This is a genomic window from Paenibacillus whitsoniae (genome assembly GCF_003955665.1).
Classification (GTDB): Bacteria; Bacillota; Bacilli; order Paenibacillales; family NBRC-103111; genus Paenibacillus_E; species Paenibacillus_E whitsoniae.
Genome location: NZ_RXHU01000018.1, coordinates 1 through 16,089, shown reverse-complemented (window position 1 = coordinate 16,089; position 16,089 = coordinate 1). Strand labels below are relative to the sequence as shown.

At 51.8% G+C, this 16,089-nt stretch carries 10 protein-coding genes; all 10 read left to right on the top strand.

Annotated elements, in window-relative coordinates:
- Window positions 1-78: 78 nt before the first annotated feature.
- On the top strand, window positions 79-1,500 hold the full coding sequence (leuC, locus tag EJQ19_RS06880) for a 3-isopropylmalate dehydratase large subunit (RefSeq protein ID WP_126140470.1): 1,422 nt from the start codon (window positions 79-81) through the stop codon (window positions 1,498-1,500).
- A 14-nt stretch (window positions 1,501-1,514) separates the two neighbouring features.
- A complete protein-coding gene (gene leuD / locus EJQ19_RS06875) occupies window positions 1,515-2,120 on the top strand; it encodes a 3-isopropylmalate dehydratase small subunit (protein ID WP_126140469.1) in 606 nt (201 codons plus the stop codon).
- A 387-nt stretch (window positions 2,121-2,507) separates the two neighbouring features.
- Window positions 2,508-4,052, top strand: a complete 1,545-nt coding sequence (locus EJQ19_RS06870; protein ID WP_126140468.1) for an N-acetylmuramoyl-L-alanine amidase family protein — start codon at window positions 2,508-2,510, stop codon at window positions 4,050-4,052.
- Between the two features lie 45 nt (window positions 4,053-4,097).
- Window positions 4,098-4,685, top strand: coding sequence for a GerMN domain-containing protein (locus EJQ19_RS06865; RefSeq protein WP_126140467.1), 588 nt, complete (start codon window positions 4,098-4,100; stop codon window positions 4,683-4,685).
- Window positions 4,686-4,714: 29 nt separating this feature from the next.
- Window positions 4,715-7,438, top strand: coding sequence for an S-layer homology domain-containing protein (locus tag EJQ19_RS06860; RefSeq protein ID WP_164716361.1), 2,724 nt, complete (start codon window positions 4,715-4,717; stop codon window positions 7,436-7,438).
- Window positions 7,439-7,633: 195 nt separating this feature from the next.
- Window positions 7,634-8,305, top strand: coding sequence for an endonuclease III (gene nth, locus EJQ19_RS06855; protein ID WP_126140465.1), 672 nt, complete (start codon window positions 7,634-7,636; stop codon window positions 8,303-8,305).
- A 24-nt stretch (window positions 8,306-8,329) separates the two neighbouring features.
- On the top strand, window positions 8,330-8,605 hold the full coding sequence (locus tag EJQ19_RS06850; protein WP_126140464.1) for an NAD/NADP transhydrogenase alpha subunit: 276 nt from the start codon (window positions 8,330-8,332) through the stop codon (window positions 8,603-8,605).
- 100 nt (window positions 8,606-8,705) lie between these two features.
- Entirely contained in the window at window positions 8,706-12,401 is a 3,696-nt protein-coding gene (locus tag EJQ19_RS06845) for a dynamin family protein (protein WP_126140463.1), read from the top strand.
- Between the two features lie 258 nt (window positions 12,402-12,659).
- Entirely contained in the window at window positions 12,660-14,483 is a 1,824-nt protein-coding gene (locus EJQ19_RS06840) for an ABC transporter ATP-binding protein (protein WP_126140462.1), read from the top strand.
- Window positions 14,480-16,089 (top strand): ABC transporter ATP-binding protein (locus tag EJQ19_RS06835; RefSeq protein ID WP_241242777.1); only part of this gene is annotated, 1,610 nt, incomplete at its 3' end. The genes EJQ19_RS06840 and EJQ19_RS06835, both read left to right, overlap by 4 nt.

The following is a 16,089-nucleotide window of genomic DNA, read 5'->3' as shown; positions in this document are numbered from 1 at the left end:
GAGAGAAATCGTGTTAAAGTACGTTATGAGGGTAAGACATTAGCAATTCATAGCGGATAATGACAAGAGGTGACTGGTATGAGTAAAAAAACGATGTTCGAGAAGATTTGGGATAATCACGTAATTAACCAGGAAGAAGGCAAACCTAGCGTTATTTATATCGATCTGCATCTGGTTCATGAGGTAACTTCTCCGCAGGCTTTTGAAGGTCTTCGCATGTCCGGACGCAAAGTTCGCAGACCTGACCTGACTTTCGCAACGATGGATCACAACGTACCGACGAAAGATCGTTTCAATATTACAGACCCGATTTCCAAGCAGCAAATCGACACCCTGTCGCAAAACTGCCGCGATTTCGGCGTTACACTTTTTGATCTCGACAGTATAGATCAAGGTGTCGTTCACGTTATGGGCCCTGAGCTTGGCCTGACGCACCCTGGCAAAACAATTGTGTGCGGCGACAGCCACACGTCTACACACGGCGCATTCGGCGCATTGGCGTTCGGGATCGGTACGAGCGAAGTTGAGCACGTACTGGCTACACAAACGCTGCAGCAATCCAGAGCGAAATCCCTGGAAGTTCGCATCAACGGCAGCTTGAAGCCGGGCGTAACGGCTAAGGACTTGATCCTGGGCGTTATCGCCAAATACGGCACAGACTTTGCAACTGGCTATGTTATTGAATACACAGGCGAAGCGATTCGCAACCTGTCCATGGAAGAGCGCATGACCGTGTGCAACATGTCCATTGAGGGCGGTGCGCGCGCAGGTCTAATCGCACCTGACGCAACGACGTTCGAATACCTGCGCGGCCGTGAATACGTACCGCAAGGCGCTGATTTCGATGCAGCGGTAGCCGAATGGTCCAAGTTGGTTACGGACGAAGGCGCAACGTATGACTGGGTTGTAGAATTCGACGCAGATTCCTTGATCCCGCAAGTAACCTGGGGCACGAGCCCTGGCATGGGCACGAACGTGAACGCGCTGGTTCCGGATCCGCAAAGCTTTGAAACGGAAAATGAACGCAAAGCGGCTGAAAAGGCGCTTGAATATATGGATCTGACACCAGGCACGCCCATGACAGATCTGAAAGTCGACTATGTTTTCATCGGCTCCTGCACAAACGGTCGTATCGAAGACTTGCGTGCTGCGGCAAAAATCGCTCAAGGCTACTCGGTCGATCCATCGGTTACAGCGATTGTCGTACCAGGTTCCGGCCGCGTGAAAATTCAAGCGGAAAAAGAAGGCTTGGACAAAATCTTTACGGCTGCAGGTTTTGAATGGCGCGATGCAGGCTGCTCGATGTGTCTTGCGATGAACCCTGACGTGCTGAAACCGGGCCAACGCTGCGCATCCACATCCAACCGTAACTTCGAAGGCCGTCAAGGCCGCGGCGGACGTACGCATCTTGTTTCTCCGGCGATGGCAGCGGCAGCTGCAATCAAAGGTCACTTCTACGATGTTCGCGATTGGGAAATCAAAGAGTATCAACAAGCCTAAAGGAGAATGTGAATATGGAAGCTTTTAAACAACACACAGGCCTTGTCGGCCCTGTAGACCGTGTTAACGTAGATACAGACGCAATCATTCCTAAACAATTTTTGAAACGCATTGAGCGTTCCGGTTTCGGCCAATTCTTGTTCTTCGAGTGGAGATGGGACGAAGCGGGCAACGTGATCGAGAGCTTCCCGCTCAACCAAGACCGTTATCAAGGCGCTTCCGTCTTGATCTCCCGAGCGAACTTCGGCTGCGGATCTTCCCGTGAGCATGCGCCTTGGGCGATTCAAGACTTCGGTTTCCGCGTCATAATCGCACCTTCCTATGCGGACATTTTCTACAACAACTGTTTCAAAAACGGCATCCTGCCGATCAAGCTTTCCGAAGAGCAAGTGGAAGAATTGTTCCAACGTACGGCGAAGCACGAAGGCTACAAGCTGCATGTTGATTTGGAAAAGAACAAATTAACGGACGATTTCGGCTTGGAAATCGACTTCACTTTGGATGAGCATCGCCGTCAATTCCTGCTGCAAGGCTTGGACGACATCGGCTTGACGCTGCAGCACGAAGAAAAAATCACTGCGTATGAGCAAGCGCATGCCAAACGTTTGGCTTATAAATAAGCCATACTTCAGCGAAGGGCTTGAACGAATTGAAAAGGATACACCCCCATGAATTTGGCGGGCGTATCCTTTTTTTGTTGTATTTTAAGCAATGGGATCGCTTGGGATGAGAAGAGGAAGAGAAGTATCTAAGATGGCCTGCCCACACCCTTCATGGTGGTCTCATGCGGGGTGTTTTTTGCATGCATTTCCTCGAAATCTTGCAACTTTTGCCAGCTTTGCTCGTCTAATAGGTTACGAGATTGTCGACGGGGAGGGGGATGTGCTGTCGGAAGCGTGCATTTTTTGCTATAATGAAAGGAAACTTGCTAGATTTCCCGTAGAGTCGCCTGTAGCCCAGTACTCATACATAGGTTGAAAATTCGACAAAAACACAAGAGGTGAACGATGAAATTTCCTGCGTTATGTTTGGCGCTGCTGGTCGCGCTGATGCTGCTCCCCACAACGGTGTTTGGTGCTGAAGCATCGAAGCCGAAACCTGTACAGTTGTACATGAACGAGAAAAAGCTGGATGTCGGAGAGGTGATTCCCCGTATCGTGGAAGGCAATACGCTCGTGCCGGTGCGCGTGATCGTAGAAGAGATCGGCGCGAAAGTCGGGTGGGAGGAAGCCGCGAGAAAGGTCACGATTAAGCAAGATAGCAATACGATGGAGCTGCTCATTGACAACAAAACGGTGCAGTTCAACGGCAAGAAGGAGCAACTTGAAGTAGCTCCGTTCATTGAGAATAACATTACGATGCTTCCGCTTCGTTATATCGTTGAAAAGCTGGGCGTCGAAATCAAGTGGGATGAGCCTTCCTACTCCGTTCACATGTATAAAGCGAACGAAGTAGATGCCAAGCCGGTGACGGGACCGGTCGATCTAGAAAATGGCAGTGTGGAAGTCAAGCCTCCTCTGACGGGAACCGGGAATGGAACCGTGGAGACGCCGTCAGGAACAGGCAGCAGCAATACCTCCGGTACTGGAAAGGGAACGAATCCAGGCGACACCAAGGGCAGTGAAGGGACCGCTACAGTAGCTGGCATTCGCACGATCAGTGCGATTACACTGTCCGAAACGGACCTGACAGTAACGGCCAAAGAGGGCAAGTTGGTACCGAGCGTGCTGAAACTTTCCAATCCGGACCGAATTGTGTTTGATTTTCCGAATACTGTATTGAATGATACGCTGCAGAAGGCACTTGTCAAAAACACCGGCGAGCTCCCCTCCAAGCATCCGCTTGTTGAGAAGATCCGCTATTCCAACTTCAGCAGCAACCCGGCGACGGTTCGGATCATTCTGGATTTGAAAAGCACGGCTTACTACCAAACGCAGCCTGTTGCGACGGCTGGAACGTGGCGTGCGCTGATCGGCGACAAGCCGTTTCAAAATGTGCCTGCAGTGCCTGGCGACCATTTGCTGACCGTTGTGATCGATGCCGGCCATGGCGATACGGATCCTGGCGCGCTTTCGCTTACCGGCAGGCATGAAAAGGATTTTACCTTGTCGACAGCGAAGAAAGTAGCCGAGGAGCTGGCGAAGGACAAGCGGGTCCAGGTACTCATGACTCGTTCGGACGACACGTTCATCCCGCTGGACGACCGGGTTTCCTTTGCCAATGAGGCGCCGGCCGACCTGTTCTTGTCCATTCACGGCAATAGCGCGAAAGCGACCGTTTCCGGAACGGAGACGTATTACAACCGGCCTGAAAGTATTCCGTTTGCCAACGTCATCCATCAATATGCGGTTGCTGCGACGGGCTTCCCCGATCGTCGCGTCCGCGAAGCCGATTATCGCGTCATTACCAAGACGACGATGCCTGCCGTTTTATTGGAAGTCGGTTACTTGTCCAATAAAAACGATGAAACCGCCATGTATACGGAAGCTTTTCAAGATAAGTTGGCTCTTGCGCTTGTGAACGCCATCAAAGACTATTTGAAACTAAAATAAGTGCTGACTTGCAGCACATGCACCACGCGAAGGAGTGAGCTAGAGATGACCAAGACAAGTCGCCTTTTTCAAGGGACGCTTCTGGTAAGTGCCATCGCGCTGACGTTAACTGCTTGCGGTCAGAAGCCTCAATTATCCGGCGGCTCTGCAGCCGCGCCAACCGCAACACCTGTTGCGACGGCACCTGCTGTCAGCATTCAGCCGACCGTTACACCGCAAACAACGCCGGAAACGTTGAAGAAGCAGATCAAGACCTATTACAGTGACACCGATGAAATGAAGCTGATTGAGAAGTCCGTTACCGTTTCCTATGCCAAGGAGACCGATGTGTACGGAGCCGCGCTGAAGGCGCTGGAAAAAAGCGACGATCCGAAGGCTGTTCCGCTTTTCGAAGATGTGAAATGGACCAGCATCGCATTCGATAAAGCGAAAGGCGAGTTGAAGCTCGATGTCGCATTCGGACCCAAAACGCAGCTTGGGGCACCCGGCGAAGATTTGTTTTTGCAAGCATTGAAGAAGACGTTATTCCAGTTCCCCGAAGTAAACGCCATTTATATCCTGAAGGATGGCAAACAGGTGGATAGCCTGATGGGGCATTTGGAACTTCCTTACCCGATGAAGAGACCTAAATAAAATGGACGAGCAGAGGAGCTATGCGATTCATGAATACGAAAAAACTGGCGAGCGTTATTGTGAGCTCACTTATCATGTCCAGTCTGGCGGCGACACCGGTTCTGGGGGCATCAATTGTCACGACGTCGGCAGCTACAACAACTTCTAATGTCAAACTGTCTTTCCCCGACGTAGCCCAAGACTATTGGGGGATTCGTCATATTTCCAAACTTGCGTTGGAAGGCATCATCGACGGCTTTGAAGACGGCACGTATCGTTCCGAGAACTCCGTTACCCAGCAGGATGTTTTGATTATGGCGGTGCGGATGATGGGGCTCCAAAGCGAAGTGGATAGCACTGCTACAACGGTGTTCCCCGAATTTCTGCAAGTTAGCGATTATGCTCGAAAATACGTTGAAGTTGCTAGACAAAAAGGTCTCATTTCGTACGAAGAAGAAAAAGCCAGAACCAACGGTGTCAAGCAAACCGAAATTTGGGGCCAGCAAAAGGCGACGCGCGAATGGGTGGCCGAGGTGGTCATCCGGGCGATCGGCAAAGCGTCGATGGCGGAAGGTCTGTCTGGCACATCTTCGGCCTTCAAGGATAACAACGAAATCAGTCCTTCTACGCTTGGTTACGTCAACGCAGCAGTCGCGCTCAAAATCGTTGATGGCTTTGAAGACGGTTCGTTCCAGCCGAAGGGCGCAGTAACCCGCGCACAGATGGCGACGTTCCTCAGTCGTTCCCAGAAGGAACTGGCAACGCTGCCTGGCCATGCGGTCAAAGGCTATTTGACGAACCTGACAAGCGGCACCATCTCCATCATGGACGACCTTGGCAATACGAGCACGTACAAGCTATCATCGAATACTACTTTTTACGGTAACAAAAATGATAAGGCCATTCAGCCGAAAGAACTCCAAGAAACGTACCAGGTGACCTTAGTTCCAGTCAACGGAACTGCTTATTATGTGGAAATTAACAGCGACGAACTGCATATGGACATTCATGAAGGCCAGCTATTGAACCTGAATATGTCAACGTTCAAAGCAACGTTGGATGACTATAACGCCTATGACTTGGCTCAGGATGTCACTGTTACGGATTCTGAAGGGCGCGGTCTCAGTCTTGCTGATGTTGTGGCAGGCAGCACGGTGCAATTGCGCAAGAGCCAATTGGTGGACAGTGACAAATACACATCCATCGTCGTGAAACAAATTCCAATCAACAAGACGTCGACAGGCGACATTCAAATGATTGACGCGGCGTCCCGTCAAGTGACATTGGTGGACGCTTCGACAGGCGAAGCGGAATCGTTCACGCTGTCGAGCACGCTCGTTGCTACTTTGGCCGATAACAGTCTCGTAGATCTGACGGCGCTGCATGTAGGCGATACGGTGGAGTACACCGTAAAGAACAGCGTTGTCGTGAAGGTAACGGTGAAAAAGCAAGCGGACGTTGGGATTACGGTTGAGGGCACATTTAAACAGCTTAGCGATGATAAGTCCGCCATAATTATTAATAAAACATCAGGGAAGCCTGTAGATATCTATGAGTTAAATACGAATGCACAAGTGGCAATCAACGGGTTGACTAATGCAGGCATCTACGATTTGGCGTCAGGTGATACTGTCAAGCTTGATGTTCTGAACAATAAAGTAACAAAAATTACAGTAACAAGCCGTTCAATTGACAACTTGTATTTTGCGAAAATTGCAACTAATTATGATGCTAATTCCAAATTATTGGTTGTAGTAGATAACAATGGAAAGCCGCATGCGTACACGTTAACTGACAGTGTATCTGTTTCGTATGGAGGCACGACACTTCCGTTTTCTAACTTTGCCTCAATGTTTACGGCAGGTAAATATGTGGATGTTATTGTTTCTCAAGATAAAGTGATGAAAATCACGATGTCCACGCAAGTGACAGGTACGCTGACCCAGCTCAATCTGACGACGAACGATATCACGTTGAAAACGGATAGCGGTCAAAATCTGTCCTTTAAGCTGGCTTATACACCTGTCGTTGAATTGGCCAACAAAGCGAACAGTACGTTATCTGATTTGAAAATCGGCGACATCGTTTCATTGCAGCTCAGTTACGATCAAAGCATTGTACAAAAAATCGTAACTAGCAAAACAGCGCTGTATAAGACGGCTGTCGTCAATGGAAGCGCCAAAACGATTACAGTCACGGATGCGGCGAACACCGCGTCTACTGTATCCCTTGACGGTGTGCCTATTGTAAAGGCGGACCAAACGGCAGGAGCGATCTCCGATCTGCTGCCGGACGATTATGTGAAGTTGTCCTTTGAAGGGCTTAGTTTGAAAAAAGCGGAAATCGTTACGCCGATTCGCGGAAAAGTGACCGCTGTTAATGCAGCGACTGGCAGTCTGACTATTCAGGACTTCTCGGGCAAAACACAGGTCGTCAGCGTCGGCACGAACTATGAAGTGAAGCTTAATAACGGTACACCGTGGAGCCTGACTTCCATGAAAGTTGATGACCGCGTGCAAGTGATGAAGGATGCCAGCGACAAGTTCCTCGTGCAAGTAGCGACAGCTGCCAGCCGAGAAGTCGATAACTACAACAGCATTGTGAATCAGTTGTACTTCAAAGCGACAAGCGCCGGCGACCGTACGTCGTACAGCCTGTTCCCGAGAGCGTACTATCACCAAGGCAGCACGTTGCTGACGCCGGCATCTTTTACCACCGGCAATGTGGTCAAAATTTACGTGCTCGATGATAAAATTGTAGAAATTGAAAAATAAAATGATGAACCGGTTTTGACTTCCATCCGTCTGTTTGATGAGCGATATTCGCTCGTCTTTCAGGCGGATTTCATTTTTTTTATGAAAAAGTGGCCATTTTTTAGAAAATGTTCGCATTTTGACGCTTTCAAGGATTGATTCTAGCGGTACATTTCGCTAAACTGAATGATATTAAGATCGTAAGGAAGATGCACCATGACACAGAAAGCAGTTAGGCATATTTTGGATACGATCGGCGAACTTTTTCCGGATGCGCATTGTGAGCTCCACCACAGCAACCCGTTCGAACTGACGATCGCGGTTTTGCTTTCCGCGCAATGCACGGATGAAACCGTGAATAAAGTGACCAAAGACCTATTTCAGAAATACACCAAGCCTGAAGACTATTTGGCCGTTCCCCCCGAGGAGCTGGAGCAGGATATTCGCAGAATTGGCCTTTTTCGAAATAAGGCTAGTCACATTCGTAAGCTGTGTCAGATGCTGTTGGACAAGTATGATGGTCAAATTCCTGAGAAACACGAGCAATTGGTTGAATTGCCCGGTGTAGGCCGGAAAACAGCCAACGTCGTCGTGTCTAACGCTTTCGGCGTGCCTGCGATCGCCGTCGATACTCACGTAGAGCGCGTGTCCAAGCGACTCGGGCTTGCGGCGGAAGAGGATTCTGTTCTGGAAGTTGAAAAGAAGCTGATGAAGAAAGTACCGCGGGAGGAATGGACCCAAACGCATCACCGATTGATCTTTTTTGGGCGGTACCACTGTAAGGCGCAGAATCCGAATTGCGAACTATGTCCGTTGTTGGATCGTTGCCGTGAAGGCAAAAAACGTATGAAACCAAAGACAACTAGGAAAACTATTACAAACCAATGATATGCAAAAAAGGATGGGATTGAAATGAAATGCATCGCCGTATACACCAATAGCTTCGAATTATTCTCCGATATTTATGAACAAGTGATTAATACGCCGCTCGCCGAAAATGAGGAAAGAGTCATTGAAGGAGTAACTGTCAGTGAGTCGGGTGAAGTTCCTCAGAATTACATAGACAAAATGAAAACGAAATCCGAGGTTGTCGTGATGAAGGTGAAAGATTCCGATATTACGATTCTTCAGCATCGGGACGTTTTTGAGATTTTCTTGCCGGAAAAAGAAAAAATTGCGCTTTCTTAGTTGCAAGGCGCTGACGAAATCTCCCTTTGGGAGATTTTTTTCTAGTTCCAGGGCGAACGTAGACAAGTAGAGGACAGGGAGAAAGGACGAAAGAGGAACCATGACACAAATGGTAGAGGGAAACATTGCCGTCATGCCGGAGGCAATGAAGAACATGCAAGGAACACTGCAGCGAGCAGGCGATCGGGAAAACGCCGCCAAGCTTGGGCAGCTATTGGATAAAATCGGCAGCGGCCGGGTGAATATCGCGTTTTGCGGGCATTTTTCCGCGGGGAAATCGACGCTGATCAATCAGCTTTGCGGTCATGTGCTGCTGCCGTCGAGTCCGATTCCAACAAGTGCGAATATCGTTTCGATTCGTAACGGCGTGGCGGGCGCCCATGTGACACATCACGCCACTGAGCGTGTGGCGGGCACAACAACATCGATTCCTTTAGAAGAGCTGGAAGCGTATTGCGTGAACGGGACGGACATCGAGACGGTAGAGATTTCGTATCCCATTTCGTTCTTGGGTACGCATGCCGCATTGCTGGATACGCCGGGGATTGACTCGACGGACGATGCGCATCATCAGTCGACGGAGTCGGCGCTGCACTTGGCGGACGTTGTGTTCTATGTGATGGACTACAACCACGTGCAATCGGAAGTCAACTTGGCCTTTACGAAAAAAATGAAGGAATGGGGCAAGCCGCTTTATCTCGTCGTCAATATGATCGACAAGCATAAAGATTGGGAGCTGCCGTTCACTACATATCAGGAGGGAACGAAGCAGGCGTTCCTGAACTGGGGCATTGAGCCGGACGACATTTTGTATGTCACCATGAAAGAGCCTCAACATCCGCACAATGAGTATGGGAAGCTGAGATGGCTGCTCAACCGACTGATCGAGCGCGGCGATGATCTGCGCGTGTATAGTCTGGACGCGTCTGCACGCTTTCTGGCGGCGGAACACCGCAAATGGCTGGAGGAGCAGCATGAGCCGCAGCGTGAGGCGCTGCTGGAGCAGCTTACCGAGGAGGAAGATACAGAAGCGGCGGAACGCGCGGCAGCGGCCGCAGAAGCGGAACTCCAGCGGCTTAAGGCGCTGCCGGAGACGCTGACGGCGAAGCTGCGCAAGGACGTTACGTCCATCATCGAAAATGCCAACATTACACCGGCGCCGACGCGCGACCTGGCGCACAGCTATCTGGAAAGCCGCAAGCCCGGCTTTAAGGTGGGGTTTTTCGCGGGCGCGGCAAAGACCGCGGCGGAAGTGGAGAGACGCCTGACGGCGTTTCAGGCGGATTTTGCGGAGCAGGTCGAAGCCCAGCTCGACTGGCATTTACGCGACGCGCTGAAGAAGGCAGCCCGCGAGCAGGAGCAGCATGATCCTGCGCTGATCGCCGAGATCGAGGCGCTTCGCGTCGAGGTGACCGGCGACTGGCTCGCGGCGCAGGTCAGCGCAGGGGCGTCGTTCAGCGGGGAATACACGCTGAACTACATGAAGCAAGCTGCTGGCGAGCTGAAGCAGCTGTACCGCAAAGCGGCGTTCGCGATCATCGACGTGATCGTGAACGCCGTGGGCGCGCGCGCGCTGGTCGACGCCGCAGGCGTCAGCGCGCAGCTGAGCGAGCTGGGCGGCCGTCTCGCCGCCAGCCGCGAACTGCAGCGCCTCGCGGACAGCGAGGCGGCGGCGGAAGCCCAGCTGCTGCGCGAAGCGAGCTGGGCACGGCCATCCGCGCCGGCGCTGCCGGACGCGCGGCTGTACACCCCCATGGAGGAGGCAGAGGCCGCTCCGCAAGGCGGAGCGAAGCTGCACGTGACCTCCATGGAGACGATCCTGCAAGCCGCACACACGGCGTCTGCGGCTGCAGAAGCGCCTGCCGCGCCGAGCGCAGCGGCGGCACGGCCCGCGTTCACCGCGAGCTCGGGTGAACACGGCTCGCGCATGGAGCGCAAGGCTGCGGATCTGACCGCAGCCTCCCAAATCATCGACGGGCTTCCGTCGATGCGGTCGATCGCGCGCGCCATGCGCGAGAAGTCGGAACGTCTGCGCGAGCGGACGTTCACGATTGCGCTGTTCGGCGCTTTCAGCGCCGGCAAGTCCTCGTTCACCAACGCACTGCTCGGTGAACGGGTCCTGCCGGTGTCGCCGAACCCGACGACGGCGGCGATCAACAAAATTATGCCGCCGAAGGAAGGATGGCCGCACGGTACGGCCAAGGTGCGCATGAAAAAGGCGGACGCCATTCTGCAGGACGTTATCTACTCGTTGGATGTACTCGGTTTAGCCGCGACAGATATGGCATCCGCCTTGACGAAGATCGGAGGGCTGCAGCCAGCGAACGTGACGCCGAAGGGGAAACCGCACTATTCGTTCCTTAAGGCCGTCGAGAAGGGCTGGCAGGCGGCGGAGCCGCATCTCGGCACGGATCTGCGCATTACGAAAGAGGCGTTCTCCGGCTACGTCGCGGAGGAATCCAAATCATGCTTCGTCGAGTGGATCGAGCTGTACTATGCCAATCCGCTCACAGATCAAGGTATTATTTTCGTCGATACGCCCGGGGCGGATTCGATCAATGCTCGCCATACGGGTGTAGCGTTCAATTATATTAAAAATGCAGACGCCATTTTATTTGTTACGTACTACAATCATGCCTTCTCGCAAGCGGATCGTGAGTTCCTCCTGCAGCTTGGCCGGGTGAAGGACAGCTTTGAGATGGATAAAATGTTCTTCATCGTGAACGCTGCGGATCTTGCGGCGAATCCCGCGGAGCTGACCGGTGTCGTGAAGCACGTAGAGAACAATCTGTTAAAGCACGGCATCCGTAACCCGCGGATTTACCCGGTTTCCAGTTATTTGGCCGCAGAAGGCAAAATCAATGGAAAAGAGAGCCTGGTGGAGCAGTCCGGCATCGTGCCGTTTGAACAGGATTTTGTGACGTTTACGCTCAACGAACTGAGCGACGTGGCGATCCATGCGGCGAATCTGGAGCTGAACCGCGCGATCTCGACGATGGGGCAGTGGATTCTAAGCGCCCAGGCGGGCGAGGAAGAGCGAATGGCGCAGCTGGCGAAGCTGAACCAGGCGGAACAGGCCGGTCTCACGCTGCTTAGGGAATCCAGCTATGAAGCGGAGCGCAAAGAGCTGGTCAAAGAAATTCAGGAATTGCTGTACTATGTGAAACAGCGGACGATGTTCCGTTACGGAGAACTGTTCAATATTGCGTTCAATCCGTCAACGTTCCGCGACGAAGCGAAGGATCCGAAGTCGGCGCTGGGCATCGCCTGGCAGGAGCTTCAGCGCATGATCGGGTACGATTTGTCGCAGGAGGTACTGGCGACGACGCTGCGCGTCGAGAACCGTATGAATGCGATCGGAGCCGCGCGCATTCAACGTTGGACGGCCCAGCTGCGCGACTATCTGGACAGCTTCGAAGGCGCCCCCTATGAGCCGGGCACGTTCCGCACACCGGAAGTAACAGGCAAGCTGGAGGCCGGCGACGTGACGATGAAGCTGCTGCAGAGTTATTTCAAGAGCGCGAAGCAGTTCTTCGAAGGCGATGGCAAAAGCAAGCTGAAAGCAGAGCTGGAGCAGCGATTGAATACCCCGGTCGTAGCGTTCATCGACGGGCAGACGGCTGAATTGGAAAAGGCATATGACGGCCAACTGGCGGAGTGGCTGCTTTCCCTTCAGGACATGATGGCGCAGCAGGTCGCCGAACATGCGGAAGGGCTGCGCGATGCACTTGAAATGAAGATTGATCTGGAGGAACTGATCGCGAAACAGCATCAGTTACAGGCTTTTATCTCATAGTTTGCCGAGCGGGCGAGTCTTGTTCTTAGGAACTTGACCCGCCTTTTTTTGCAACCGTCGTGTAAGGGCTTTCATTGGTAAGGATTCAGATGATTTAAAAGAACAGGGTGGATTCTATGTCTTTTTTGTGAATTTATGCGATTTTAAGCGTTTTTTCAGGAATATCCCCTGATTGCCCCTCCCTGGTGATGGTGTTAAGATTCACTAAGAAAAACGCTTTCTAAGCTTTGCCAATTCAGCTTCTAAGGAGGGCCCAAAGTGGATGTATTCAGGCAACTGAAGCCATATTTTTGGCCGGAGAAAAAACTGTTTTTCGGAGCTATTGCCTGCTTGGCGATCGCTACCGCGCTTGGCCTGGTTTACCCGAATTTATTACGTTACCTGATTGACAATGTCATTACAAAGAAACAATTCGACCTGGTGCCGCGTCTTGCGCTGCTGGTCGTTTGCGTCGTGTCCTTAAAGGGGATGTTTCAATTTCTGCACGGCTTTTGCGGGGGGAGACTGGGCAATCGGGTTGCCTATCATTTACGGAATGAGTTATATCAGAAATTGCAGTACTTATCCTTTCAGTACTATGACGGAGCGAGAACAGGGGATCTCATGTCTCGTTTGACGGCGGATTTGGAAGCGATTCGCCAATTTATCGGGTTCGGCTTTGCACAGCTGCTCAACGTAGGGCTCATGTTCGTCTTCGGAATGGCGATGATGTTCTCGATCAATTGGAAGCTTGCGCTGCTCACCATGATTACAATGCCGTTTCTCGCTTTTACGGCGATTCGTTTCGAAGGCAAAATCCATCCGGCTTTCCGCATGGTGCGCCAATCGCTCAGTACGATGACGACGGCCGTCCAAGAGAATATTACAGGGGTACGGACAGTCAAATCGTTTGCGCGCGAGCCGCATGAAATTGATAAATTTTCGGCCCGCAATGAAGATTACAAATCGATGAACTTGGGATCTGCAAGCATTTGGGCGAAATATTTCCCGGTAATGGAAATTTTGGCGAACCTCAGTGTTGTCATCTTGCTCGGCGTAGGCGGATTCATGGTCATTCAAGATACGATTTCACTTGGGGAATTGGTTGCCTGCTTCAGCTTGATCTGGTACATTATCGGTCCGATGTGGGGCCTCGGCTTCCAAATCAATAACTTTACAAATACGAAAGCGTCGGGCGAAAAAATTCTCGACATCCTTCATCACTATGTGCATGTGAAAGACGCGGAGAATGCGAAGGTGCTGGGGCCATCTGACGTTAAAGGACATGTTAAGTTCGATCACGTGACGTTTGCCTATCCGGAAAAGCAGCCTGCGCTTTACGATTTCACGCTGGATGCGCCGCCGGGATCAGTCATCGGTTTGCTGGGCAGCACAGGTTCAGGCAAGACGACGGTCATTTCCTTGCTGATGCGGGCTTATGGAGTCAAGGAAGGTAAAGTCATGCTCGACGGACAGGACATCCGCTCCTTGCAGATTGAGAGCTACCGCAGCCAAATCGCGACGGTGTTCCAGGAAACGTTCCTGTTCTCCTCCTCGATTCGGAACAACATTGCGTATGGGGTTAAGGATGCGACGATGGACGACATTATCAGAGCGGCGAAGCTGGCGAAAGCGCATGATTTTATCAGCGAGCTGCCAGAAGGCTACGATACGGTTGTCGGCGAGCGCGGACTCGGGCTGTCCGGCGGTCAGAAGCAGCGGATTGCCATTGCGCGCGCACTGCTTAAAGATCCGAAAATCCTTGTGCTTGACGATGCGACCAGCGCCGTCGATATGGAGACTGAACATGAGATTCAGGCCGGTTTCGCCGAGGTGATGAAGGGGCGGACGACGTTCATTATCGCGCATCGGATTTCTTCCTTGAAGCATGCGGATGAAATTATCGTGCTGAACAAAGGGCGTATTGTGCAGCGCGGGACGCATCAGGAATTGCTTGAGCAGCCAGGGCTGTATCGCCAAACGTATGATATACAATACGCCGACAAACAGCAGGATGCTGTCGCAGAGGCCGCAGCGGCTGCGGAAACGGAAGAAGAACGCATCCTGCCATCTTCTCTGCAAGAAAGAAGGTTAGCCCATTGAGTACAAAGTCGAAGCAAAGAGCAGCCGAAGCACTGAAACAAGATTCGCAGACCGGTCAGCGTTTCGTCTATCAAGACGACGAATTGATCGAAAAACCGTTCGATTGGGGACAATTAAGACGGCTGTTCAGCTACATGAAGCCTTATCGCAAGCAAATGCTGCCGATCATTATCGTTATGATGTTTGTCGGCGCCATTACGAAATTGACCGTGCCGATTCTGATCCGGGAAGCGATTGACAATGCCATTACGCCGAAGGATAAGCAGTTGTTGTTCATCCTTGTGGGCATCATGCTGGGTGTGTATGTCATTCAATGGCTAGCCAATACGTTTCGGATCAAATATACGAATATGATTGGTCAGCGTATTATTTACGATTTGCGCCACGATCTCTTTAGTCATATTCAAAAGCTGTCATTCCGGTTCTTCGACACCAGGCCCGCGGGCTCCGTGCTCGTTCGGGTCACAAACTATGTTAACTCCTTGCAGGATTTGTTTACGAACGGTGTCGTCAACCTGCTGATCGACCTTATTCAGCTTACAGGTATCATTGTCATTTTGCTCACCTTTAATTTTAAACTCGGTTTAGCCATCATCATCACGGTTCCGATTATGTTCTTCGTATCAACGAAAGTACGGGTACTAATCCGCCGTGCGTGGCAGGACGTTACGATGAAGCAGTCGCGGCTTAACGCCCACTTGAACGAATGTATTCAAGGGATTCGCGTTACGCAAGCTTACACCCAAGAGAAAGAAAACATTTCATTCTTCACCAAAATGAACATGACGAACCGGCTGTCGTGGAACCGCGCCTCGATGCTGAATCAGACGTTTGGGCCGATGATCGAAATTACCGGTGCAATCGGCTATTGCATCCTGTTCTGGTATGGCGCCCATCTGATTCAATCCGAGGAAATTACGGTCGGGTTGCTCGTAGCTTTTGCCACGTATATCGGGTACTTCTGGGAGCCTATCAACCGTCTGGGACAAATGTATTCCCAATTGCTGATCGCCATGGCGTCGGCGGAGCGGATCTTCGAGTTTCTGGATGAGAAGCCGACTGTTGCTGAGATCGAGGGTGCGAAGGATCTGCAGCCGGTGAAAGGGAACGTGAAGTTCGAGAAACTGGTGTTCGAGTACGAAAAAGGCCGCCCTGCGCTGAACAACATCTCGCTGGACGTTACCGCGGGACAGTCCATCGCCTTGGTTGGGCATACCGGCTCCGGTAAAAGTACAATCATGAACCTGCTCTGCCGGTTCTATGATCCGGTGGAGGGGCGCATCTTGATCGACGGTGAGGACATCCGGAATGTCACGATTCAAAGCTTGCGCTCGCAAATCGGGGTCGTGATGCAGGATACGTTCATCTTCTCCGGCACGATTCGCGACAACATCCGCTTCGGGCGACTCGACGCCACGAATGAAGAGATCGAGGACGTGGCGAAAGCGGTTCACGCGCACGAGTTTATTTCCTCGCTGCCGAACGGCTATGAGACTGAAGTGCAGGAGCGCGGCAATGTGCTGTCCATGGGGCAGCGGCAGTTGATCTCGTTCGCAAGGGCGTTGCTGGCCAATCCGCGCGTTCTGATTCTGGACGAAGCTACGGC